This window comes from Pseudotabrizicola sp., assembly GCF_030684215.1.
In the GTDB taxonomy this organism is placed as follows: domain Bacteria; phylum Pseudomonadota; class Alphaproteobacteria; order Rhodobacterales; family Rhodobacteraceae; genus Pseudotabrizicola.
The window spans coordinates 186,479-208,091 of record NZ_JAUXOV010000070.1 but is presented as its reverse complement, the minus strand read 5'-3'; the positions used below and the strand labels follow the sequence as shown (position 1 = coordinate 208,091).

The following is a 21,613-nucleotide window of genomic DNA, read 5'->3' as shown; positions in this document are numbered from 1 at the left end:
GCTATGAACGCGCCAGACCAACGTAGAAGGCCACGCCATGAGCATTCCAAAACCCGTCGTGTTGTGCATTCTTGACGGGTGGGGGATCGGTCCGGTGCGCGAATGGGACGCACCTGCGTTGGCAAAGACACCAAACTTTGATGCCCTGATGGCCACTTGCCCGCACAGCACCCTGACCACCTTTGGCCCGGATGTCGGCCTGCCGACCGGGCAGATGGGCAACTCCGAGGTGGGCCATACCAACATCGGCGCGGGGCGCGTGGTGGCGATGGATCTGGGCGCGATTGATCTGGCCGTGGAAGATGGCAGTTTCGCCGCGAACCCCTCCCTTCTTGCGTTTGCAGAGGCGGTAAAGGCCAAGGCGGGAACCGCGCATCTGGTGGGCGTGGTGTCCGATGGTGGCGTGCATGGGCATATTAGCCATGTGCTTGCCGCGTGCCAGGCGCTGACCGATCTGGGTGTGCCTGTTGCCCTTCATGCGGTGACCGATGGCCGTGATGTGCCACCTTCTTCAGCTGCGGGTTTCATCGCGCAACTGGTGGCCGGATTGCCAGCAGGAGCCTATGTGGCGACAGTCACCGGCCGCTACTGGGCAATGGACCGCGATAACCGCTGGGACCGAGTGGCGCGGGCTTATGGCGCTATGGTCCACGCATCAGGCGAAGCGGCACCAGATGCCGTGACGGCGGTGGCGCAATCCTATGCAAAGGGCGAGACGGATGAATTCCTCGCCCCCACGGTGATTGCTGACTATAAGGGTGCCAAAGATGGTGACGGGCTGTTTTGCCTGAATTTCCGCGCTGACCGCGCGCGGGAAATTCTGGCGGCATTTGGCCAACCGGGGTTTGCCGCCTTTGACACAGGCTTGCGCCCTGCATGGTCGGCCATGCTCGGAATGGTCGAATACTCCGACGCGCATAACGGCTATATCGCCACAGCCTTTCCAAAGCGAGTGATCGTGAATTGCCTTGGCGAATGGGTGGCCGCAAACGGAAAAACCCAGTTCCGGCTGGCAGAGACGGAAAAATACCCGCATGTCACGTTTTTCCTGAACGGCGGGCGCGAGGTGCCGTTTGACGGCGAAAACCGCTTCATGCCGCTATCGCCATCGGTGGCAACATACGACCTGCAACCCGAGATGAGCGAACCGGAAGTGGCCGATCAACTAGTCGGCGCAATCAACGCGGGCTACGATCTGATCGTGGTGAATTTCGCCAATCCCGACATGGTGGGGCATACCGGGATTTTACCTGCAGCGATTGCCGCCTGTGAGGCGGTTGATGACGGACTGGGCCGCGCTGTCGCTGCACTAAGGGCACGCGGCGGTGCGATGATCGTCACGGCGGACCACGGCAATTGCGAACAGATGTGGGATCCGCTGACCAATGGCCCTCATACGGCGCACACGTTGAACCCGGTTCCCGTGATCGTGATGGGCGCACCCGAAGGTTCGCGCTTGCGCAATGGGGGGCGTTTGGCTGATCTTGCACCCACGGTGTTGCAGTTGATGGGGCTGCCACAACCGCCCGAGATGACCGGAGTAAGCCTTCTGACATGATCCGCGCTGCCGCACTTGGCCTGCTGCTGTTGACCACTCCCGCTTTGGCGCAGGGTGTGGCTGAACAAGCGATATCGGCCTCGGTTGACTTGCAAGCGGCAGTGGCAGCGTTGGAGCAGGCCAAAACATCGCGTGACCGGGTCTCTGCACTGACCCAGACTATTCGCGCCTATGAAAACGGCCTTAGCGCCCTGCGCGAAGCGTTGCGGCAGGCGCATCTGCGCGAAACCACCCTGAAACTGCAATTTCAGGCCAAGCGAGACCGTGTGGCGCAACTGATCGGCGTGCTGAGCCAGATGGAAAGCCGCCCCGGCCCTTTGCTTCTGCTGCATCCCTCTGGCCCTTTGGGCACGGTTCGGTCAGGTATGATGCTGGCCGATGTAACCCCGGCGCTTCAGGCCGAAGCCGAAACGCTGAACGCCGAACTGACCGAATTGCGCGACCTGCGCGCGCTGCAACAGGCAGCAGGTCAAACTCTGATTGGCGGATTGGCGGTGGCGCAAGACGCGCGCACAGCTTTGTCACAGGCCATTTCTGACCGAACCGAACTGCCCCGACGCTTCACCGAGGACCCGGAAACGCTGCGTGGATTGCTGCAAAGCGCCGATACGCTAGAGGCTTTTGCATCGGGCCTTGCCCTTGATGAACGTGACACCAGCAGTTTTACAGACGCAAAGGGCCGCTTGCCCCTGCCTGTACTTGGAACCCTTCTGCGCCGGTCAATGGAATCGGATGCAGCAGGCGTGCGCCGTCCCGGCCTGACACTGGCCACCCGGCCCCGCGCCTTGGTCACAACGCCGTGGCCCGCAACCATCCGATATCTGGGTCCACTTCTGGACTACGGAAATGTGATCGTGCTGGAGCCCGGAGGAGGCTATCTATTGATCCTAGCTGGGCTGGGAACAGTTTATGGTCAGGTAGGTGAGGTTATTGCCCCCGGAGCAGCCCTTGGCCTGATGGGCGGGGGTGATCCGGGGGTTGCTGAATTTCTGGCCGCCGCGCAAGAAGGTGGTGGCGTGCAAGGCACGGAAACGCTCTATATGGAGCTTAGACAAGGCGCAGACCCGGTCGATCCGGCCGAATGGTTCGCAGCATTGAGGGAATAAGGACGAGGCTATGAAAAAGTTCGTATTGGCCGCCATCGGCGGCACAGTGGCCGGGGTCGTCCTTACGACACAATTCGCGGCCCCTTTGATTGCGCAGGAAAACGCCCGCAACGCGAATGTCTATGAACAGCTTGACCTGTTCGGCGATATTTTCGAACGGGTGCGGGGGCAATATGTAGAGGAAGTTGACAGCAAAAAGCTGATCGAAGCCGCGATCAACGGGATGCTGACATCACTCGACCCGCATTCCAACTATCTTGCGCCAAAGGATTTTGACGACATGCGGGTGCAGACCCGTGGGGAATTCGGCGGCCTCGGCATCGAGGTAACGCAGGAAGACGGCTTTGTGAAAGTGGTTTCCCCCATCGACGACACACCCGCCGATGAGGCCGGGATCGAAGCTGGCGATTTCATCACCCATGTCAACGGCGAATCCGTTTTGGGCCTGACGCTTGACGCTGCCGTTGAAATGATGCGCGGGCCGGTCGGGTCGGAAATCATCATTACCGTGGTCCGCAAGGATGTGGCAGAGCCGTTTGACGTGTCAATCATCCGTGACACCATAAAGTTGACGGCGGTACGCAGCCGCGTGGTCGGGGATACGGTCGTGCTGCGCGTGACCACATTCAACGACCAGACCTATTCCGGTTTGGAAGAAAACCTTAAAAAAGCAGTCTCCGAACTGGGCGGCATGGAAAATGTGAACGGCTTTGTCGTCGATCTGCGCAACAACCCCGGCGGCCTGCTTACACAGGCAATCCGCGTGTCAGACGCCTTCCTGGACAAGGGCGAAATCGTGTCTACCCGTGGCCGCGAGACCCGTGACAGCGAAAGGTTCAACGCCAAACTGGGCGATCTGGCCGAAGGCAAGCCAATGGTCGTGCTGATCAACGGTGGTTCTGCCTCGGCGTCGGAAATCGTGGCCGGTGCGCTGCAAGACCATCGCCGCGCGATTGTGGTCGGTACCAAAAGCTTTGGGAAAGGCTCGGTGCAGACCGTAATTCCGCTGCGCGGTGAAGGTGCCATGCGCCTGACCACGGCGCGATATTACACGCCCTCAGGCCGCTCGATCCAGGCACTGGGCGTCATGCCCGACATCGTGGTCAACCAACCACGCCGCGACCCGACCGCCACCGAAACACCGGAAGAACCGGCAAGCGCCACCCGTCGCCCAACATCCGAAGCAGACCTGCGCGGCACCCTGTCGAACGACTCGATGTCCGAGGATGAACGCAAACTGCTCGAAGACGAGCGTGCCCGTACCGAAGAAGCCGCCAAACTCCGCGATGAAGATTACCAACTGGCCTATGCCGTTGATATCCTGCGCGGGCTTGCCGCTGTGGCACAATAACCACCCTGTTCCTGTTGTGCAAAAGATGATCTTTTGCACAACAGGAAGCAGAGCCAAACGGCGGACCTTGATGACCCTTGATCCCGAATCCCTACCCTACCGCCCATGCGTGGGGGTGGTGCTGATAAACCGCGTTGGCCAGATCTGGACCGGCCAACGCATCGATTCGCCCTCGCCTGCCTGGCAAATGCCGCAAGGTGGCATAGATGAGGGAGAAGCTCCCCGCGACGCAGCCTTTCGTGAGCTGTGGGAAGAAACTGGCGTGACACGCGATCTGGTCGAGGTCATCGACAAGACCAAAGGCTGGGTAACCTACGACCTGCCCGCTGACCTTCTGGGCAAAGTCTGGAAAGGCAAGTTCCGCGGCCAGAAGCAAAAGTGGTTCCTGTTTCGCTATCTGGGCCATGACGATCAGATCACAATTGACCGCGATCACCCGGAATTCGCTGCATGGAAATGGATCGGCGCGCGCGACATGTGCGAGTCGATCGTTCCCTTCAAACGCGCGGTCTATGAACAGGTGGTGCAGACCTTCAGGTCCCATCTCGCAGACTGACCGGCCCGGCGCGGGCCGCCACACTGACCCACCGCATTCGCAGCGGAACGGTTGTATTTTGAGTATTTGGAAAGCAGCAATCTCAAGGCCAGCGCACCCCGGCCAACGGCACCGGTCCAGTGCGCAGGAAGAGCTTTCCACGCAACCGGGGCGACTTGCTGCTTGCGGTCATCGGGACTCCTCCCTGTACCGCCCAACCAAGTTGACAGGTTAACCTTAATTCGGGGTTAAGCTATTATTGCTGCTTGTAAAATACTCCCGCCGGAGGCGTCCACAACGACAAAGGCGCAGACGTTCGAAGCCGTGATCAGCCGCACCCGCCTTGCATGGCAACCCCGTCGCGGGTGGCTCGATGCCACCTGCGACGGCCCCGACATTTCAGTCACAAAGATTGACCAGACAACAGACGCGGCAAATCTCCGGTCAGGCCGGCCGCTTGACGGATGAACCCACGGCGCAATCCGGGCAGCGCATTGATCGCGCCCATACCAAGATCGCGCGCCAGACGAAGGGCACCATGATCGTTTGAAAACAGCCTGTTCACGCCGTCCATGCCAAGCGCAAGGGTGGTAGAATCAAAGCGCCGCCAGCGTTGATAGCGGTCCAGCACATCTGCAGCACCAATATCTTCGCCCCGACGCGAGGCGTCCACCAGCACTTCTGCCAGCGCCGCCACGTCGCGCAGACCAAGGTTCAGGCCCTGACCCGCAATCGGGTGAACACCATGCGCGGCGTCGCCGACCAGCGCCAGCCTCGGGGCCACAAAACTCTGCGCAAGGCTCAGAGATAGCGGATAGGTAAATCGCGCACCGGCAAGTGCGATCTCGCCCAGAAAGTCACCAAAGCGCGGGCGCAGCACCGCGAGATAATCAGCATCCTCCAGCGCCTGAATCGCGGCGGCGGCGCTGTCGGTCTCGCTCCAGACGATCGAGGAATGGTAACCGCCCGGCAGCGGCAAGATGGCAAGCGGGCCAGCGGGCATAAAGAATTGCTGGGCGATCCCTTGATGGTTCTTTTCATGGCGGATCGCCGTGACCAGCGCGGTCTGGCCATAGCCCCAGCCAACCCGTTGGATGCCTGCCCGTGCCGCGGTGCCCGAGCCGCGCCCGTCGCAGCCAACCAAAAGCCGCGCTGTCAGGGTTTTGCCAGAAGCAAGGGTAATGCTGACGCCTTGCGGCGTCGTGTCCTGCGCCACAACGGTTTCACCCGACAGCAGGGTTACGCCACGCGTGCTGCCCATCGCATCCAGAAACGCACGGTACAGGTGACGGTCTTCCAGCATAAAGCCCATCGGGCCTTCTTCTATCTCGGCACTGTCGAAGTGCAAAAAGAACGGGGCCGCGCCCTGCCCTGCGATGCCGTCCGATGCCTTGATCTGGAGGATCGGCTGCACCCGGTCGGCCACATCGCCCCAGACGCCAATAGCCGTCAGCAGGCGCTTGGACGCGATGGCAAGTGCATAGCTGCGCCCATCGAAGCCAGCCTCGGCCCGTACGGTCGCAGGCCGAGCATCGACCACCGTCACGCTTAGCCCCCCTTGGGCCAGGGCAAGCGCCAGTGCCGGGCCGTTCAATCCCCCCCCGGCAATCAGGATATCGCTGTCATAAGTCATGGTGTGAACTATGGGGCAAAGATCGGAATTGTCCATGCGCCGCCTTGCCGCTAGCGTGGCTGCAAATCGGGCTGGGGCGGGTGCATGGCAAAGACTTGGGCAAATATGACGGCAGCGGAACTGGGGGCTGAAATCGGCAAAGGCCGGGTCAACCCGGTGGAACTGTGCGAAATGCAGCTTGATGCCATTGATCGCCACCCGCTGCGTGACCGGATTTACGCCCGTGTCATGCCCAACCGCAGCCGGGCCGAGGCGATGGCATCAGCGTCCCGCGCCAAGGCAGGGTTGCGGCGCGGTATCCTCGACGGTGTACCGGTCAGCTGGAAGGATCTGTTTGACACCGCAGGCCGCGCAACCGAGGCGGGGTCGGCCCTGCTGCGCGGGCGCACACCTTTGGCAGATGCCGAGGTTCTGCGCATGGCCACGCTGCAAGGGCTTGTTTGTCTTGGAAAAACCCACATGTCCGAGCTGGCCTTTTCTGGGCTGGGGCTGAACCCGGTGACGGCGACTCCGCCCTGCATCAACGATGAGGCGGCGGTGGCGGGCGGGTCGTCTTCGGGGGCGGCGGCCTCGGTGGCCTACGGTCTGGCTCCGGCGGCGATCGGGTCGGATACCGGCGGATCGGTGCGGATTCCAGCGGCGTGGAATGATCTGGTGGGGTTAAAGACCACGCATGGCCGGGTGTCGGTCAAGGGCGTCGTGCCTTTGTGCGAGATGTTCGATACCGTCGGCCCACTGGCCCATACGGTCGAAGATTGCGCGCTGCTTCTGGCCGCACTGGAGGGCGGGCGGGCGGCGGATCTGGCAGGGGCCAGCCTGGCAGGCGCGCGGTTTCTGGTGCTGGAAACGGTGGCGCTGGATGATCTGCGCGACGAGCCCGCGCGCGGGTTCGACGATGCTTTGGCCCGACTGGCGCGGGCGGGCGCGCGGATCGAGCGCGGCACTGTGCCGCAACTGACCGAGGCGATGTTGCTGTCGCCAATCCTGTTCACCGCCGAGGCCTATGGCATCTGGGGCAAGGTGATTGAGGCCGCGCCGGATAAAATGTTTCCCTCCATTCTGGATCGGTTCCGCTCTGGCGCGGCATTCAGGGCAGCGGATTATGTGGCAGCGTGGCGGCGGCTGCATGATTTGCGCGCGGTCTGGGCCCACGCGGTTGCAGGCTATGATGCGGTTCTTGTGCCAACTGCGCCCATTCTGCCACCCGATGCCGCACGGCTGATCACAGATGACGCCTACTACGTTACCGAAAACCTGCTGGCCCTGCGCAACACGCGGATTGGCAATCTGATGGGGGGCTGTGCGCTGACGTTGCCAACCTCGCAGCCATCGTGCGGCATCAGCCTGATGGCGGGGCCATTGCAGGAAGAGCGCCTGTTGCGGCTGGGGGCCGCAGCAGAGCGCGCGCTGCGCTAGCCGGAAGCGACCGCAAGGGAGGGACCAGCGCGCAGCATAAGGGCGAAAAAGACACAATCCCTTGTGGCTAACCCCACGCAGTCGCGGCTTTTTCTGGACCGCGCCCGCGTGAGTGGCTATCGTTAGAAAAAACAGGGCGATACGACCCTGAACATGAGGCAGATATGGCGTTTCCAGAGCGGTTCTCGAACCTGCCGGATTATGCGTTTCCGCGTTTGCGGAAGCTGTTGGACAGTCACGCGCCCGGCGGTGATCCCATTGCCATGACCATTGGCGAGCCACGCCACCCGATGCCCGCCTTTGTCGGGCCTTTGCTGGCACAGCATCTGGATGGTTTCGGGGTATATCCACCCAATGATGGCACGCCAGACCTGTTAGCCTCCATCGCTGGTTGGGTGCAGCGGCGCTATGGCGTTAGCCTGAACCCCGATCAGATCATGGCGCTGAACGGCACGCGTGAAGGCCTGTTCAATGCGGCCATCGCCCTGTCGCCGGAAACCAAGGCTGGCAAACGCCCGGTCATTCTGATGCCGAACCCGTTTTATCAGGTCTATGCCGTGGCCGCGTTGACCGTGGGGGCAGAGCCGGTCTATGTGCCCGCCACCGCCGAGACAGGATTTCTGCCGGATTATGAGGCATTGCCCCCCGACGTGCTGGACCGGGTGACGGTTGCCTATCTATGCTCGCCCGCAAACCCGCAGGGGGTTGTGGCCCCCGCCGACTATCTGGCACGGCTGATGGCACTGGCAGAAAAGCACGATTTTCGTATTTTTGCCGATGAATGCTATTCTGAGATCTGGCGCGATGCCCCGCCGCCCGGTGCCTTGCAGGTGGCGCAAGCCACCGGCACCGACCCAGAGCGGGTGGCGGTGTTTCATTCGCTGTCAAAACGGTCGAACCTTCCGGGGCTGCGGTCTGGCTTTGTCGCCACCGGGACGCACAGCATGGCCCGCATTCGCCAGTTGCGCGCTTTTGCCGGTGCGCCCTTGCCCTTGCCCATTCAGCGTGTCTCCGAGGCTGCTTGGGCGGACGACTCGCATGTCTCGGACAGTCTCGCCTTGTATCAGGCCAAGTTCTGCATGGCGGATGAGGTGTTTGCCGGCCTGCACAACCGCGTGGCCCCCGAAGGCGGGTTCTTTCTTTGGCTGCCAGTGCCTGAGCGCGATGGCGAAGCCGCCGCATTGAAATTATGGCGCAAGACAGGCGTGCGGGTTTTGCCCGGTGCCTATCTGTCGCGCGATGTCGGGGGCGAAAACCCCGGAAAAGCCTATATTCGGGTGGCCCTGGTCGCCCCACAAACAGAATTGCAGCACGGGCTGATCCGCCTTCGTGACTGCCTCTACGATTGAGGACAGGTAAGGTCATGGCATCCATCAATATGCGTCAACGCGACCCTCTTCTGGATCAGGACACCGCCGCCATGCTTGAACGCCGGGGTCGCGAGTTGGTCGGGCTCGCCCTGCTTTTGGGCGCGGTGCTGTTTGCCGCGATGCTGGGCAGCTATTCCCCCGAAGATCCGGGCTGGATGGTCGCAACGGATGAACCTGCCAACAACATGCTGGGCCGGTTTGGCGCTGCGGTGGCATCAACGCTGATGATCATTGGCGGCAAGGGCGCGTGGATGCTGCCGTTGATCCTTGGGGTCTGGGGCGTGCGCTTTGTGTTGCATCGTGGGGCGGATCGCGCCGTGGGGCGCATCGTGTTTGCGGTCATCGCGGTGGCGCTTGCATCGGTGTTTGCAGCCACGCTGGTGCCGGGCGCAGGCTGGCCTCATTCCTTTGGTCTGGGCGGCCTGTTTGGCGACACCATCCTTGGCACGCTTTTGGGCGTGGCCCCGGTCAGCGCCGGCGTCGGCCTCACCCTGTTTTCACTTATCCTTGGCGGATTGCTGTTGGTGATGGGGCTGTGGGTGACAGGATTTACCCTGACGGAACTGGGCGTGATTGGCCGGTTTCTGGCGATGGGGACGATCTTTGCCTATGATACGGTTCTTGGGTTGGCAGGGCGCGGCACCTCGCGCGCGGCAGAAGCTTTGGCCGAACGCAAAGCAACAAAGGCCGAGGCAGCTGCCTATCATGCCGCCACCCGGTCGCAAGACTGGGATGACGCGCAACACCCCCCCATGATGACCGCGCCCGCAATGGGCGCTCGCGTTGCATCCATTCACCGCGCGGCGGCAGAAACTGGGGTGAAATCCGCCCAAAATGCCGCCGAATGGGGCCGGCCATCGGCGTTGCACAGCACCTTGCGCGCCGATCCGCGCTATCCCGAACCAATGGCCGAAGCCGCCCATTATGCACCTCCGCGCGAAAAGGCAGGGCTTTTGGCACGCATGCCGCAACTGATGCGCCGCTCCGAACCAGAGCCGGAGCTGATCGATCCTGTGCTGCCGGAGTTTTCCGACGATCTGGCCCCGAATGATGACCGGATCAAGGCCCGGATTTCCGATGCAATCCGCTCGCGCATGCGCCATCCCGGCCCGGTGCTGAATCCGGTTTCCACCGCCGTACAGGCCCGCCGCGAACCGCCCGTAGCCCGCAGCCTGACCCAGCGGCTGCGTGGGCCTCAGCCGCTGATCGCCGACACCCGCAAAGCGCCGATGGGCGCCTCTGGCCTGCCGGCAGAGCCGCCTCTGACCTCGGCGCAGATCGCGCGCAGTTCCGTCGTGCCGCCTCTGCCCCCGCACTTTCAACCCTTGCCCCGTACCTATCAGCCCGCGCCAGAGGTTGATGCTTGGGAAAATGACGACAGTATCTTCACACCCGATCTGCCGCCCGAACCTGCCTATGAAGACGAAGGTGATTATGGATGGCAGCCAGACAGCAACTATGAACCAGACTATGATCCGGCACCCTTGCCGCCCCGCGTCCCGGTGGCCGAGGTGCGCAAACCCGTCGTGCAGCATGTGGTGAAAAAGCCGCTGACGCCGTCGCGGCAGGCCATGGCTGAAAGCCAGCCTCGGCTACGGTTTGACGAGGTGGTCAACCAACCCTATGAACTGCCGCCACTTTCGCTTTTGTCCAGCCCCTCCACGGTAGAGCGCTTTGCCCTGTCGGATGAGGCACTGGAAGAAAACGCGCGGATGCTGGAATCCGTGCTGGATGATTACGGGGTCAAGGGTGAGATCGTCAGCGTGCGCCCTGGCCCGGTGGTAACGATGTATGAACTGGAACCTGCGCCGGGCCTGAAAGCATCCCGCGTGATCGGTCTGGCTGATGACATCGCACGCTCGATGTCGGCCCTGTCGGCGCGGGTGTCCACCGTTCCGGGGCGGTCGGTGATCGGGATCGAATTGCCCAACGCAACCCGCGAAAAGGTGGTCTTGCGCGAAATCATCGCCGCCCGCGATTTTGGCGACAGCAACATGCGCCTGCCGCTGGCGCTTGGCAAAGACATTGGCGGCGATGCGATTGTCGCCAACCTTGCCAAGATGCCCCACCTGCTGATCGCAGGGACCACGGGTTCGGGCAAATCGGTTGCCATCAACACCATGATTCTGTCGCTTTTGTATAAGCTGTCACCGGAAGAATGCCGGATGATCATGATCGACCCTAAAATGCTGGAACTGTCTGTGTATGACGGCATTCCGCATCTGCTCTCGCCCGTTGTGACCGACCCGAAAAAGGCGGTTGTGGCCCTCAAATGGGTCGTGGGCGAGATGGAAGAACGCTATCGCAAGATGTCCAAAATGGGCGTGCGCAACATCGAGGGATATAATGGCCGCGTGCGTGAGGCATTGGCCAAGGCCGAGATGTTCAAGCGCACCATTCAGATCGGGTTTGACGAAGACACCGGCGAGCCGGTGTTCGAGACCGAAGAATTTGCCCCCGTGGCCCTGCCCTATATCGTGGTCATCGTCGATGAGATGGCCGATCTGATGATGGTTGCGGGCAAAGAGATTGAAGCCTGCATCCAGCGCCTTGCCCAGATGGCCCGCGCCTCTGGCATCCACCTCATCATGGCAACCCAGCGACCATCGGTCGATGTCATCACCGGCACCATCAAGGCCAACTTCCCCACCCGGATCAGCTTTCAGGTGACCTCGAAGATCGACAGCCGCACCATTCTGGGCGAACAAGGGGCCGAGCAGCTTTTGGGCATGGGCGACATGCTTTACATGGGCAACGGCGCCAAGATCACCCGTATCCATGGCCCGTTTGTCAGCGATGAAGAAGTCGAGGAGATCGTCAACCACCTGAAATCATTCGGCCCGCCGGTCTATATGTCGGGCGTGGTAGAAGGCCCGGATGAGGATTCGGTCGGCGATATCGACGTGGTGCTGGGCCTGTCGACCGGTGAAGGCGGCGATGACACGCTGTATGATCAGGCGGTTGCGATTGTAGCCAAGGACCGCAAATGCTCAACCAGCTATATTCAGCGCAAACTGGGGATCGGCTATAACAAGGCCGCGAAACTGGTCGAACAGATGGAAGAACAGATGGTCGTCACCGCCGCCAACCATGTCGGCAAGCGTGAAATTCTGGTGCCAGAGACCTGATCGGATCTGGCAGACTGACCGCAAAACGCGTCCCCGTCCGGGGGCGCGTTTTGCGTTGCAGTGTCAGCGCACCGCGTTCAGTTCCGCGTCTTGCAGCGTGCAATCACGGATCACATCCGCACCGCAGCGGCGCGGTTCAAGATCGCGCGTCAGGCAGATGCGGACCTCCTGGATCATGCCAGAGCGGCAGGTAACGGTGACCTGATCACGGGTCAGTCCGGGGTTCGCTTCCAGAAACGCGCCCTCAATCACCGAAGCCGGAACTTTCAGATCCTTGTTGATGCGGGGGAAAACAGGCGAAATGTTGATCGACGCAACCGCCTTGCGTGCCAGCGCATAATAGTCGCGGGCGGGCAGGCCCGAGCAGCGCCCATGCTTTTTCCACTGATAGAACGCGGACCCTGCCCCGCCAAATACATCAGCCACCGCTGCCGTGTCACCGCGCGACGGATCAAGCGCCCCGGTCCGGCAATAGCTGGGCCAGCCGCGTTCATATTGCGGCCAAAGCCCGTGCAGCACAAAGGGCGTGCCCCGGCCCCGGTCACATTGCGGATCGCGCCGGGCGTCACCTTCAAGCGTGCACCAGTTGGATGACCATGACAGCGCCATCACATAATAATCAAACTCGCCCGCCCGCTCACCCTCGGCACGAGCAGCCCCAGCGCCTGCGCAGATCAGCGCCAGCGCCCACCATAGCCCCCGCATTTTCGCTTCCCCTTCCGGTCAAAACCGCCTATATGAGCCTAGAATTCCCCGACATCGTGGAAATCGCAGGCCAAGGCCTGTAGCCGTTTTCCCGGCACGGGACAGATTTGTAAAGGAGTTGGGCATGAACAAGCCGCTCATGGCAAAAGCCACCGCCGTCTGGCTCGTGGACAATACCACCCTGTCATTCAAGCAGGTCGCTGATTTCTGCGGCATGCATGAGTTGGAAGTGCAAGGCATTGCCGATGGCGATGTCGCTCCCGGCGTCAAAGGCTTTGACCCGGTTGCCAACAACCAGCTTGACGCAGGCGAGATCGAAAAGGGTCAGAACGACCCGCTCTATAAGCTGAAGCTGAAATTCAACGCGGCAGCTGTTGGCGAAGAAAAACGTCGCGGCCCGCGTTATACGCCGCTGTCGAAACGTCAGGACCGCCCCGCCGCGATCCTGTGGCTGGTTAAATTCCACCCCGAATTGTCGGATGGCGCGATCGGCAAGCTGGTTGGCACCACCAAGCCGACAATTCAGGCGATCCGCGAGCGGACGCATTGGAACATCAACAACATCAGCCCGGTTGATCCCGTTGCTTTGGGGCTGTGCAAGCAGTCCGAACTTGACACCGCTGTTCAGGCCGCCGTACGCCGTCGCGCATCTGATGGCGTGGTTATGAGCGATGACGAACGTCGCAAGCTGGTGTCGACTGAACAGTCGCTGGGCATGTCGGAAGAACCCAAGATCCCGTCGGGGCTTGAAGCCTTCACACGCCCTGAAAAAGAACAAAAGCCTGCTGATTTCTCGGATGCCGAAAGTTTTTTCAACTTGCCGCAACAGGATGACGATGACGACGAGGATGACGACGATCCACGTCGCTGATCGTTCAGAAATCTATCAGGACAAGGCAGAAAGCACCTTTTTGGGTGCTTTTTGTTTTGCGGTCGCCAAGACCGTTTCGACCCATGGACGGATCTCGGGGATCCGCGACCGGGCAACGGGCACGCTTTGTCCATCGGTCAACGTCAGTTGCAAGCCTGATTTTTCCGGGCGCAGGGCTGCTACCGCGACCGCAGAAACCCAATAGCTTCGGTGAACCCGCCGCCCAAGCTGAGACGGGATCGCCGCCACCGCATCAACGATGCGCCCCCGCAGCAACAACTCTGTCCCATCCGTCAGGAAGACGGCAATGTAATGCTCCTTGGCCTCAATCATGAAGATGCGTTTGGGATCAAAAGACTGGCCAAAGATACTAATCTGGGCTGGCATCTCAGGAGAAAGACCGGGGTGCGGCGCAATGGCCGGGCCAGATGGGCCGGCCGATGGTCCTAAAGACCCAGCTTCAGAAGCGATAAATTCTGCCAGAATGTCGTTGGCCGCTCGCCCCCGAAGATCAGCCAGAACGCGGGGGATGATGAAGATCGACAGCAAGACTTCGCCCAGAAAACAGAATACCAGATTAAATCCGGCGACCAGAGCCATGTCGCTGATCGAAGGCGTCGGCGCCCCCAAAACCATCGCAGCGGCCAGGCCGAAAAATGTGGCCCCCAGCGCGGCGAAGCCAACCGTAAACAGCCCATAGGCGCGCCATTCGAAACGGTGGCACAGATTCAGCGCAAAGTACAAAAGGCCCGTAAAGCTGCCAAAACACACTCCGTAAAAAATCGTGAGGCGCAGGACGTCAAAGTTCAGCAAGTGGTCGTATGGACCGATAACGACAATGCACAGCGCCATCATCAGCATCATGCCCATAAACAGCGGATGGCGGAATTGCCCCTGCATTTCACGCCACGTCAATTGCAGACGCCTGCCGTTCAAGTAAACAACTTGCATTTCACACCAATAGGTTGGCCAGATTTCTCTGATGCCATTACACGTTGAGTACGGGTCGGAGGGCGAAAGCCCGCATCTGAGTGATACGAGTGCTGGTTCCGACCCGGCATTTTCAGCTTGTCGAAATACGCGTGGCTGTCCAGTGCCTAAGATCAACCTGCGACACTTAAGATCACGCAGTTTGGCTTTTTTGCAATCACTCTGCCAAAGCGAATACGCCCCAAGCCACGGCAGATTTGGGTAACAAAGTGCGCGTTGCAGAAACTTTGGCATCTGCTCTAAACACGCCGCCGTGCCCGCAAAGCCGCGCCGATGGTGCCGTCATCCAGATAATCCAGCTCGCCACCAATCGGGACACCCTGCGCAAGGCTGCTGATCTGCACCCCCAACGGCGCCAGCGTATCGGCAATGTAATGCGCGGTGGTCTGGCCATCGACAGTGGCGTTCAGCGCAAGGATCACCTCGGCCACCCCCTCAGCCCGGACCCGTTCAGCCAGATCCGGGATGCGCAGATCGTCGGGGCCAATCGCATCCAATGCGCTCAGCGTGCCGCCCAGCACATGATAGCGCCCCTTGAACGCGCCGCCCCGTTCCATCGCCCACAGATCGGCCACGGTTTCGACCACACAGATTTCCCCCGTCGCGCGGCGCATATCATCGCAGATCGGGCAGATGTCACTGGTGCCGATATTGCCGCAAACCCGGCAATCCTGCGCGCTCAGCGCGACAGTGGCCATCGCCTGCGCCAAGGGGGCCATCACCGTATCGCGCTTCTTCAGTAAATGCAGAACCGCCCGCCGTGCAGACCGCGGCCCCAGCCCCGGCATGCGCGCCATAAGCGCGATCAGGGCCTCAATCTCGCGCGGGGGGCCAGACATGTGTCAGAACGGCAGTTTCATGCCCGGAGGCAAGCCCAGACCTTCGGTCAGTCTGGCCAGCTCCGTCTGGCTGCGCTCAGCCGCTTTGGATTGCGCATCCTTGACGGCGGCAAGGATCAGATCCTCAACCACTTCCTTTTCCGAGGCGACAAAGATCGACGGGTCAATCTCCAGCCCGGTCAACTCGCCCTTGGCGGTTGCCCGCGCCCGCACCAGACCCGCCCCGGATTCGCCGATAACCACAATGCGCGCGAGATCCTCTTGCATCTCGGCCATCTTGACCTGCATCTCTTGCGCCTTTTTCATCATCCCGGCCATATCGCCAAGACCGCCCAAACCCTTCAGCATTTGCTTATCCTCTTAACCATCCTCGAAAGGATCCCATTCATCTTCCACTTCTGGAAGGGCCTCTATCGCTGCCGCCTGCACCAGATCTTCTGCACTGCGAATCTCGGCAATCTTCGCCCCAGGAAAGGCCGCCAGTATCGCCTGCACCAGCGGGGTCTGCATCACCTCGGTCTCGGCCTGCACCCTGCCTGCATCACGCGCCTCAGCAAGTGTCGGTGCACCGCCGTCTGACACAACCGACACGCCCCAACGCTGGCCGGTAAAGGCCTGCAACCGCTGCCCCAGCCGCGCGGCAAGGTCAGACCCGGCCTTTGGCGACGGTTCAAATTCGATCCGGCCCGGCGCATAGCGCACAAGGCGCACGCCTTCCTCAACCTCATACAGCAGCTTCATGTCACGACGGTCACGGATCAGTTCTACCACAGCTTCAAAACTGCCATAGACCACCTGTTCGGTTGCCAGCGCCATCGCCTGCCCTGCGCTGTTCATCATCGGCCCGCGCATCGGTGCCGATGGCGCGCGCAGCACTGCACCATGCACGGTGCCGCCACCGCCACCGCCCGCAGGAGCACCACCCGGTATGGGTGCAGGCGCGTTCTGCAAACGCCGGATCAGCGTTTCGGGGTCAGGCAGATCGGCCACATGCGTCAGACGGATGATTGCCATTTCCGCCGCCATCATCGCATTGGGGGCAAGACCCACTTCCTCAATCGCCTTGAGCAGCATCTGCCACATCCGGCTCAAGCTGCGCATCTGCAAGCGTTGCGCCATCTCAAGGCCGCGCGCCCGTTCATCCGGCGGGGTGGTCGGGTCTTCGGCGGCCTCTGGTGTGATTTTAATGACCGACACCCAATGGGTGATTTCGGCCAGATCGCGCAAGATCGCCATCGGATCAGCCCCATCGGCATATTGCCCGGCAATCTCGGTCAGCGCGGTCGCGGCATCGCCCTTCATGATCAGGTCGAACAGGTCCAGCACCCGCCCCCGGTCAGCCAGACCCAGCATGGCGCGCACTTGCAGCGCCGTCGTCTCGCCCGCGCCATGGGCAATCGCCTGATCCATCAGGCTCATGGCATCACGCACCGACCCTTCGGCGGCCCTTGTTATCAGCGCCATGGCATCCGCCGCCAGCGATGCACCTTCCAGCCCGGCAATGCGCGACAGATGGGCCATCATCACCTCTGGCTCGATCCGCTTCAGATCGAACCGCTGACAGCGGGACAACACCGTAACCGGCACCTTGCGAATCTCGGTGGTGGCAAAGATGAACTTCACATGCGCCGGCGGCTCTTCCAGCGTTTTGAGTAGCGCGTTGAACGCGCTGGTCGACAGCATGTGCACTTCGTCGATGATGTAGATCTTGTAGCGCGCCGACGCCGCGCGGTAATGTACCGAATCGATGATCTCACGAATGTCGCCCACGCCCGTGCGGCTGGCTGCGTCCATCTCCATCACATCAACATGGCGCCCCTCGGCAATCGCACGGCACGGTTCGCACACCCCGCAAGGCTCTGTCGTCGGCCCGCCAGAGCCGTCCGGCCCCACGCAGTTCAGCCCTTTGGCAATGATCCGCGCGGTGGTGGTCTTGCCCACCCCCCGCACGCCGGTCATCACAAAGGCATGGGCGATCCGGTCGGCGGCAAAGGCGTTTTTCAGGGTGCGCACCATTGCCTCCTGCCCGATCAGATCGGCAAAGGTGGCGGGGCGGTATTTCCGCGCCAGAACCTGATAGGATTTCTCGGGACTGTCGGACATACTGCCTTCCGGGGGGATCACACTCGCCTCAACTTAGGCGCTGTCGCAGCCCACGTCCACCCGAAGGCCCATGATATGACCCTTGAGATCGCAGAAATCCCGGCCCTCGGCGGCACCCTCGCGCTTTGCCCGATGCCGGGCCGCAACGGCGGCTATGCAGCCGATCTTGAAACTCTGCTGATCTGGCGGCCCGGTCTTGTCCTGACCATGACCTCAAAGCTGGAATTGGCCACCAAAGGCGCCGCAACACTGCCCGCCGATCTGGCGGCGGCAGGTATAGACTGGCGGCATCTGCCAGTGCCGGATTTCGGCACTCCCAAGGCCGACACTGCGGCGCTCTGGAGCGATACCTCTGCGCAGGCCCGCGCCCATCTGGCGCAAGGGGGCCGGGTGCTGGCGCATTGCATGGGCGGCTGCGGACGATCCGGCATGGCCGTACTGCGCCTGTTGGCCGATGGTGGCGAAGACCCTGACGCCGCACTCAGCCGCCTCCGTGCCGCAAGGCCTTGCGCAGTGGAAACCAAAGCCCAGCTTCGATGGGCAAGCACGCGCTAAGCCCATTTATCTTGGCAAAAATACTCCCGCCAGAGGCACCCGCACCCTGCCGCGCGATCTACGCCCGGTGATAGGGCGCCCCGGCCAGAATTGACGCCGCCCGGTACAGCTGTTCGCACAGCATCACCCGCACCAGCATATGCGGCCAGACCATCTTGCCAAAACTGACAGACGCGTCCGCCCGCGCCCGCAAACCGGGGTCGATCCCATCCGCACCGCCGATGACAAAGGCCACATCCTGACGACCGTCGTCACGCCAGCGAGCCAGCATCGAGGCAAATTCGGGGCTGCTGACCAGCGCCCCGCGCTCATCCAGTGTCACGATCAACGCGCCGGATGGCAGGGCGCGGGCCAAAAGCTCCGCCTCCGCCGCCATACCACCGCCGCGCTTGTCTTCAACCTCATGCTCGGAAAATGGGCCAAGCGACAGCGCCCGCCCAGAGCGGTCAAAGCGTGTCACATAGTCGTCGATCAGATCCCGCTCCGGGCCGGATCGCAACCGGCCCACGGCGCACAAATGCACCCGCATGAAGCTTAAACGATCGACCCGCGCAATGCGTCGCCCGACGGCAGCCACATCTTTTCAAGCTGATAGAACTCGCGCACTTCGGGGCGGAAGACATGGACGATCACATCGCCGGTATCGATCAGCACCCAGTCGCCGGTTTCCTTGCCTTCCATCTTGGCCAGAATGCCAAAGGATTGCTTGATCCGGTCGGCCAGCTTTTCGGCAATCGCCGCCACCTGACGCGAAGACCGGCCCGAGCAGATCACCATGTAATCAGCCACGTCCGACCGGCCGCGCAGATCAATCTGCACGATGCCTTCGGCTTTGTCATCGTCTACCGATGCCAGCACCGCTTCCAGCAGCTGTTCGGGTGTATAATCCGGGCCGCTCATGCGGTTGGCCCGGGGTCCGACCGGAAGCCCGGTCGCAGGATCTGAGTGAGACAGGACATCGTCCTCCATCTGACGCGCCGATCCACCCCCGGCGCCGGGGTAGCCCTCAGGGTAGCACCCTTGTGGCGCAACCTCAACAAATCGGGCAAGCGGGCGGGCATAGCCCTGATTGACGCGACGCGCAAGCGAAGACGGACCAGCCGTGCCGTAGAACCTTGCCTGACGCCGCGTTTGGGCGTATCAAGCGCGCCATGACCGGGTTCATCTATTTCAACATCACCGACCATGCGCGGCTTCCTGCCCGCTTTTTCGGCATGACCCGCAGCGTGCTCGCACGCCTTTGACACTGGCCGTGCGCCCGTTCGGCGCCACCCGTTGCAGCCCCCTTTCAAAAGCCATCCCAAAATAAAATAAGGTGAGAGCCATGACCGCTCCGCGTACCCTTTACGATAAAATCTGGGACGATCACGTCGTCCACCGCGCCGAAGACGGCACTTGCTTGCTGTATATCGACCGCCATCTGGTGCACGAAGTCACCAGCCCGCAGGCGTTTGAAGGCCTGCGCATGACGGGCCGCACCGTGCGCGCGCCTGAAAAGACCATCGCCGTGCCAGACCATAACGTGCCCACCACGCTGGACCGCGCCAATGCCGCAACCATGACCGAAGACAGCCGCATTCAGGTGGCAGCTCTTGACAAGAACGCCAAGGATTTCGGGATCAACTACTACCCGGTGTCCGATGTGCGTCAGGGTATCGTGCATATTGTCGGGCCTGAACAGGGCTGGACCCTGCCCGGCATGACCGTGGTCTGCGGCGATTCGCACACCGCCACGCATGGGGCCTTCGGGTCGCTCGCGCATGGCATCGGCACTTCCGAAGTCGAACATGTTCTGGCCACCCAGACGCTGATCCAGCGCAAGGGCAAGAACATGAAGGTGGAAATCACCGGGTCTTTGATGCCCGGCGTGACCGCCAAGGATATCACCCTGTCGGTGATCGGCGCGACCGGCACCGCTGGCGGCACCGGCTATGTCATCGAATATTGCGGGCAAGCCATTCGCGAACTGTCGATGGAAGGCCGGATGACCGTCTGCAACATGGCGATTGAGGGCGGCGCACGTGCCGGTCTGATCGCGCCAGACGAAAAGACATTCGCATACTGCATGGGCCGCCCGCATGCGCCAAAGGGCGCAAAATGGGAAGCGGCCGTCGCCTACTGGAAAACCCTGTTCTCTGATGACGGCGCGCATTGGGACAAAGTGGTGACCCTCAGGGGCGAAGATATCGCTCCCGTCGTGACCTGGGGCACCAGCCCCGAAGACGTGCTGTCGATCACCGGCACCGTGCCTGCGGCCAGCGACTTCACCGGCGGCAAGGTCGAGGCGGCGCAGCGCAGCCTTGACTATATGGGCCTGACTCCGGGCATGAACCTGACCGATATCAAGATCGACACGGTTTTCATCGGGTCATGCACCAATGGCCGGATCGAAGATCTGCGGGCGGCGGCCGCCATCCTGAAAGGCAAGAAGAAGAAAGACGGCATCCGCGCGATGGTCGTCCCCGGCTCGGGCCTTGTGAGGGCGCAGGCGGAAGAAGAAGGTCTGGCCCAGATCTTCATCGACGCAGGGTTTGAATGGCGTCTGGCAGGCTGCTCAATGTGCCTTGCGATGAACCCCGACCAACTGGCGCCGGGTGAACGCTGTGCCGCGACCAGCAACCGCAACTTTGAGGGCCGTCAGGGCCGTGGCGGTCGCACGCATCTGATGTCGCCCGCGATGGCAGCGGCGGCAGCGTTGACCGGCCACCTGACCGATGTGCGCGAGTTGATGACCGAAGCTGTCTGATCATTTCCTGTTCCCAAATATCCCGGGGTCCGGGGCAGAGCCCCGGGGCTCTCCGCCCGGACCACCGGCAGATCACCAGAGGCATCCCATGGACAAATTCACCACCCTGACCGGCATTGCGGCCCCCATGCCGCTGGTCAACATCGACACCGACATGATCATTCCCAAGCAGTTCCTGAAGACCATTCAGCGATCCGGCCTTGGCAAGAACCTGTTTGACGAAATGCGCTTCACGCAAGACGGGCAGGAAATTCCTGACTTCGTGCTGAACCAGCCCGCCTATCGCCAGTCCGAGATCATCATCGCAGGCGATAACTTCGGCTGCGGATCGTCGCGCGAACATGCGCCATGGGCCTTGCTCGACTTCGGCATCCGCTGCGTGATCGCCACCAGCTTTGCCGACATCTTCTACAACAACTGCTTCAAGAACGGCATTCTGCCGATCGTGATGCCGCAGGATGTTGTCGATGTGCTGATGGCCGATGCACGCAAAGGGGCAAACGCCCGCGTGACCATCGATCTGGAAGCGCAGACGGTCACCACATCGGACGGACAGAGCTTTGGCTTTGACGTGGACAGCCACCGCAAGCACTGTTTGCTGAACGGATTGGACGATATCGGCCTCACTCTCGAAAAGGCCGCCGCCATCGACAGCTATGAAGCAACCGCCGCCACCCTGCGCCCTTGGGCCTGACACGCGTTGAACC

19 protein-coding genes are annotated in these 21,613 nt (G+C 61.6%); 11 read left to right on the top strand and 8 right to left on the bottom strand.

Annotation, left to right across the window (positions count from 1 at the left end; translation table 11 throughout):
• Nucleotides 1–37: 37 nt before the first annotated feature.
• From gpmI to Q8K08_RS15100, 4 genes are all read left to right on the top strand, one after another.
• Nucleotides 38–1,558, top strand: coding sequence for a 2,3-bisphosphoglycerate-independent phosphoglycerate mutase (gpmI, locus tag Q8K08_RS15115; protein ID WP_305250598.1), 1,521 nt, complete (start codon nt 38–40; stop codon nt 1,556–1,558).
• Nucleotides 1,555–2,664 carry a murein hydrolase activator EnvC gene (locus tag Q8K08_RS15110; RefSeq protein WP_305250596.1) on the top strand — a complete coding sequence of 370 codons (1,110 nt, stop codon included), beginning with the start codon at nt 1,555–1,557 and terminating at the stop codon, nt 2,662–2,664. The genes gpmI and Q8K08_RS15110 overlap by 4 nt, the downstream gene beginning before the upstream one ends.
• Before the next feature lie 10 nt (nt 2,665–2,674).
• The gene (locus Q8K08_RS15105) at nt 2,675–4,015 is read left to right on the top strand and encodes a S41 family peptidase (RefSeq protein ID WP_304796570.1); all 1,341 of its coding nucleotides are present in this window, start codon (nt 2,675–2,677) and stop codon (nt 4,013–4,015) included.
• A 70-nt stretch (nt 4,016–4,085) separates the two neighbouring features.
• Nucleotides 4,086–4,571 (top strand): RNA pyrophosphohydrolase, encoded by a 486-nt coding sequence (locus Q8K08_RS15100; RefSeq protein WP_304796567.1) that lies wholly within the window; start codon nt 4,086–4,088, stop codon nt 4,569–4,571.
• Between the two features lie 382 nt (nt 4,572–4,953).
• On the opposite strand, the gene Q8K08_RS15095 is transcribed toward Q8K08_RS15100, so the two are convergent.
• Nucleotides 4,954–6,183 carry an FAD-dependent monooxygenase gene (locus Q8K08_RS15095; protein ID WP_304796565.1) on the bottom strand — a complete coding sequence of 410 codons (1,230 nt, stop codon included), beginning with the start codon at nt 6,181–6,183 and terminating at the stop codon, nt 4,954–4,956.
• Nucleotides 6,184–6,267: 84 nt separating this feature from the next.
• On the opposite strand from Q8K08_RS15095, the gene Q8K08_RS15090 reads away from it, so the two are divergent.
• The 3 genes from Q8K08_RS15090 to Q8K08_RS15080 all read left to right on the top strand — a co-directional run bounded on the left by Q8K08_RS15090 (nt 6,268) and on the right by Q8K08_RS15080 (nt 12,097).
• Entirely contained in the window at nt 6,268–7,599 is a 1,332-nt protein-coding gene (locus tag Q8K08_RS15090) for an amidase (protein ID WP_304796562.1), read from the top strand.
• Nucleotides 7,600–7,763: 164 nt separating this feature from the next.
• Nucleotides 7,764–8,948 carry an aminotransferase class I/II-fold pyridoxal phosphate-dependent enzyme gene (locus Q8K08_RS15085; protein WP_304796559.1) on the top strand — a complete coding sequence of 395 codons (1,185 nt, stop codon included), beginning with the start codon at nt 7,764–7,766 and terminating at the stop codon, nt 8,946–8,948.
• A 14-nt stretch (nt 8,949–8,962) separates the two neighbouring features.
• The gene (locus Q8K08_RS15080) at nt 8,963–12,097 is read left to right on the top strand and encodes a DNA translocase FtsK (RefSeq protein WP_305250595.1); all 3,135 of its coding nucleotides are present in this window, start codon (nt 8,963–8,965) and stop codon (nt 12,095–12,097) included.
• Nucleotides 12,098–12,160: 63 nt separating this feature from the next.
• Here the strand turns inward: Q8K08_RS15080 and Q8K08_RS15075 are convergent, their stop codons facing one another.
• Nucleotides 12,161–12,802, bottom strand: a complete 642-nt coding sequence (locus Q8K08_RS15075; RefSeq protein WP_304804229.1) for a ribonuclease T2 — start codon at nt 12,800–12,802, stop codon at nt 12,161–12,163.
• A gap of 124 nt (nt 12,803–12,926) precedes the next feature.
• Between Q8K08_RS15075 and Q8K08_RS15070 the strand changes: the two genes are divergently transcribed.
• Nucleotides 12,927–13,673 carry a DUF1013 domain-containing protein gene (locus tag Q8K08_RS15070; RefSeq protein WP_304804231.1) on the top strand — a complete coding sequence of 249 codons (747 nt, stop codon included), beginning with the start codon at nt 12,927–12,929 and terminating at the stop codon, nt 13,671–13,673.
• A 15-nt stretch (nt 13,674–13,688) separates the two neighbouring features.
• On the opposite strand, the gene Q8K08_RS15065 is transcribed toward Q8K08_RS15070, so the two are convergent.
• The 4 genes from Q8K08_RS15065 to Q8K08_RS15050 all read right to left on the bottom strand — a co-directional run bounded on the left by Q8K08_RS15065 (nt 13,689) and on the right by Q8K08_RS15050 (nt 17,605).
• On the bottom strand, nt 13,689–14,573 hold the full coding sequence (locus tag Q8K08_RS15065; protein ID WP_305250594.1) for a LytTR family DNA-binding domain-containing protein: 885 nt from the start codon (nt 14,571–14,573) through the stop codon (nt 13,689–13,691).
• A gap of 329 nt (nt 14,574–14,902) precedes the next feature.
• Nucleotides 14,903–15,502 (bottom strand): recombination mediator RecR, encoded by a 600-nt coding sequence (gene recR, locus Q8K08_RS15060; protein ID WP_304804236.1) that lies wholly within the window; start codon nt 15,500–15,502, stop codon nt 14,903–14,905.
• A gap of 3 nt (nt 15,503–15,505) precedes the next feature.
• Nucleotides 15,506–15,850, bottom strand: coding sequence for a YbaB/EbfC family nucleoid-associated protein (locus Q8K08_RS15055; protein ID WP_304804238.1), 345 nt, complete (start codon nt 15,848–15,850; stop codon nt 15,506–15,508).
• Between the two features lie 12 nt (nt 15,851–15,862).
• A complete protein-coding gene (locus Q8K08_RS15050) occupies nt 15,863–17,605 on the bottom strand; it encodes a DNA polymerase III subunit gamma/tau (protein ID WP_305250592.1) in 1,743 nt (580 codons plus the stop codon).
• Between the two features lie 75 nt (nt 17,606–17,680).
• Between Q8K08_RS15050 and Q8K08_RS15045 the strand changes: the two genes are divergently transcribed.
• Nucleotides 17,681–18,160 (top strand): protein-tyrosine phosphatase family protein, encoded by a 480-nt coding sequence (locus tag Q8K08_RS15045; protein ID WP_304802164.1) that lies wholly within the window; start codon nt 17,681–17,683, stop codon nt 18,158–18,160.
• A gap of 58 nt (nt 18,161–18,218) precedes the next feature.
• On the opposite strand, the gene rlmH is transcribed toward Q8K08_RS15045, so the two are convergent.
• Both rlmH and rsfS read right to left on the bottom strand, forming a co-directional pair.
• Nucleotides 18,219–18,689, bottom strand: coding sequence for a 23S rRNA (pseudouridine(1915)-N(3))-methyltransferase RlmH (rlmH, locus tag Q8K08_RS15040; protein ID WP_304802161.1), 471 nt, complete (start codon nt 18,687–18,689; stop codon nt 18,219–18,221).
• 5 nt (nt 18,690–18,694) lie between these two features.
• Complete coding sequence (rsfS, locus tag Q8K08_RS15035) at nt 18,695–19,018, bottom strand: ribosome silencing factor (protein WP_370654155.1); 324 nt, start codon at nt 19,016–19,018, stop codon at nt 18,695–18,697.
• Between the two features lie 466 nt (nt 19,019–19,484).
• Between rsfS and leuC the strand changes: the two genes are divergently transcribed.
• On the top strand, nt 19,485–20,906 hold the full coding sequence (gene leuC, locus Q8K08_RS15030) for a 3-isopropylmalate dehydratase large subunit (protein WP_304802157.1): 1,422 nt from the start codon (nt 19,485–19,487) through the stop codon (nt 20,904–20,906).
• A gap of 88 nt (nt 20,907–20,994) precedes the next feature.
• Nucleotides 20,995–21,600, top strand: coding sequence for a 3-isopropylmalate dehydratase small subunit (leuD, locus tag Q8K08_RS15025; protein ID WP_304802155.1), 606 nt, complete (start codon nt 20,995–20,997; stop codon nt 21,598–21,600).
• Nucleotides 21,601–21,613: the final 13 nt, after the last annotated feature.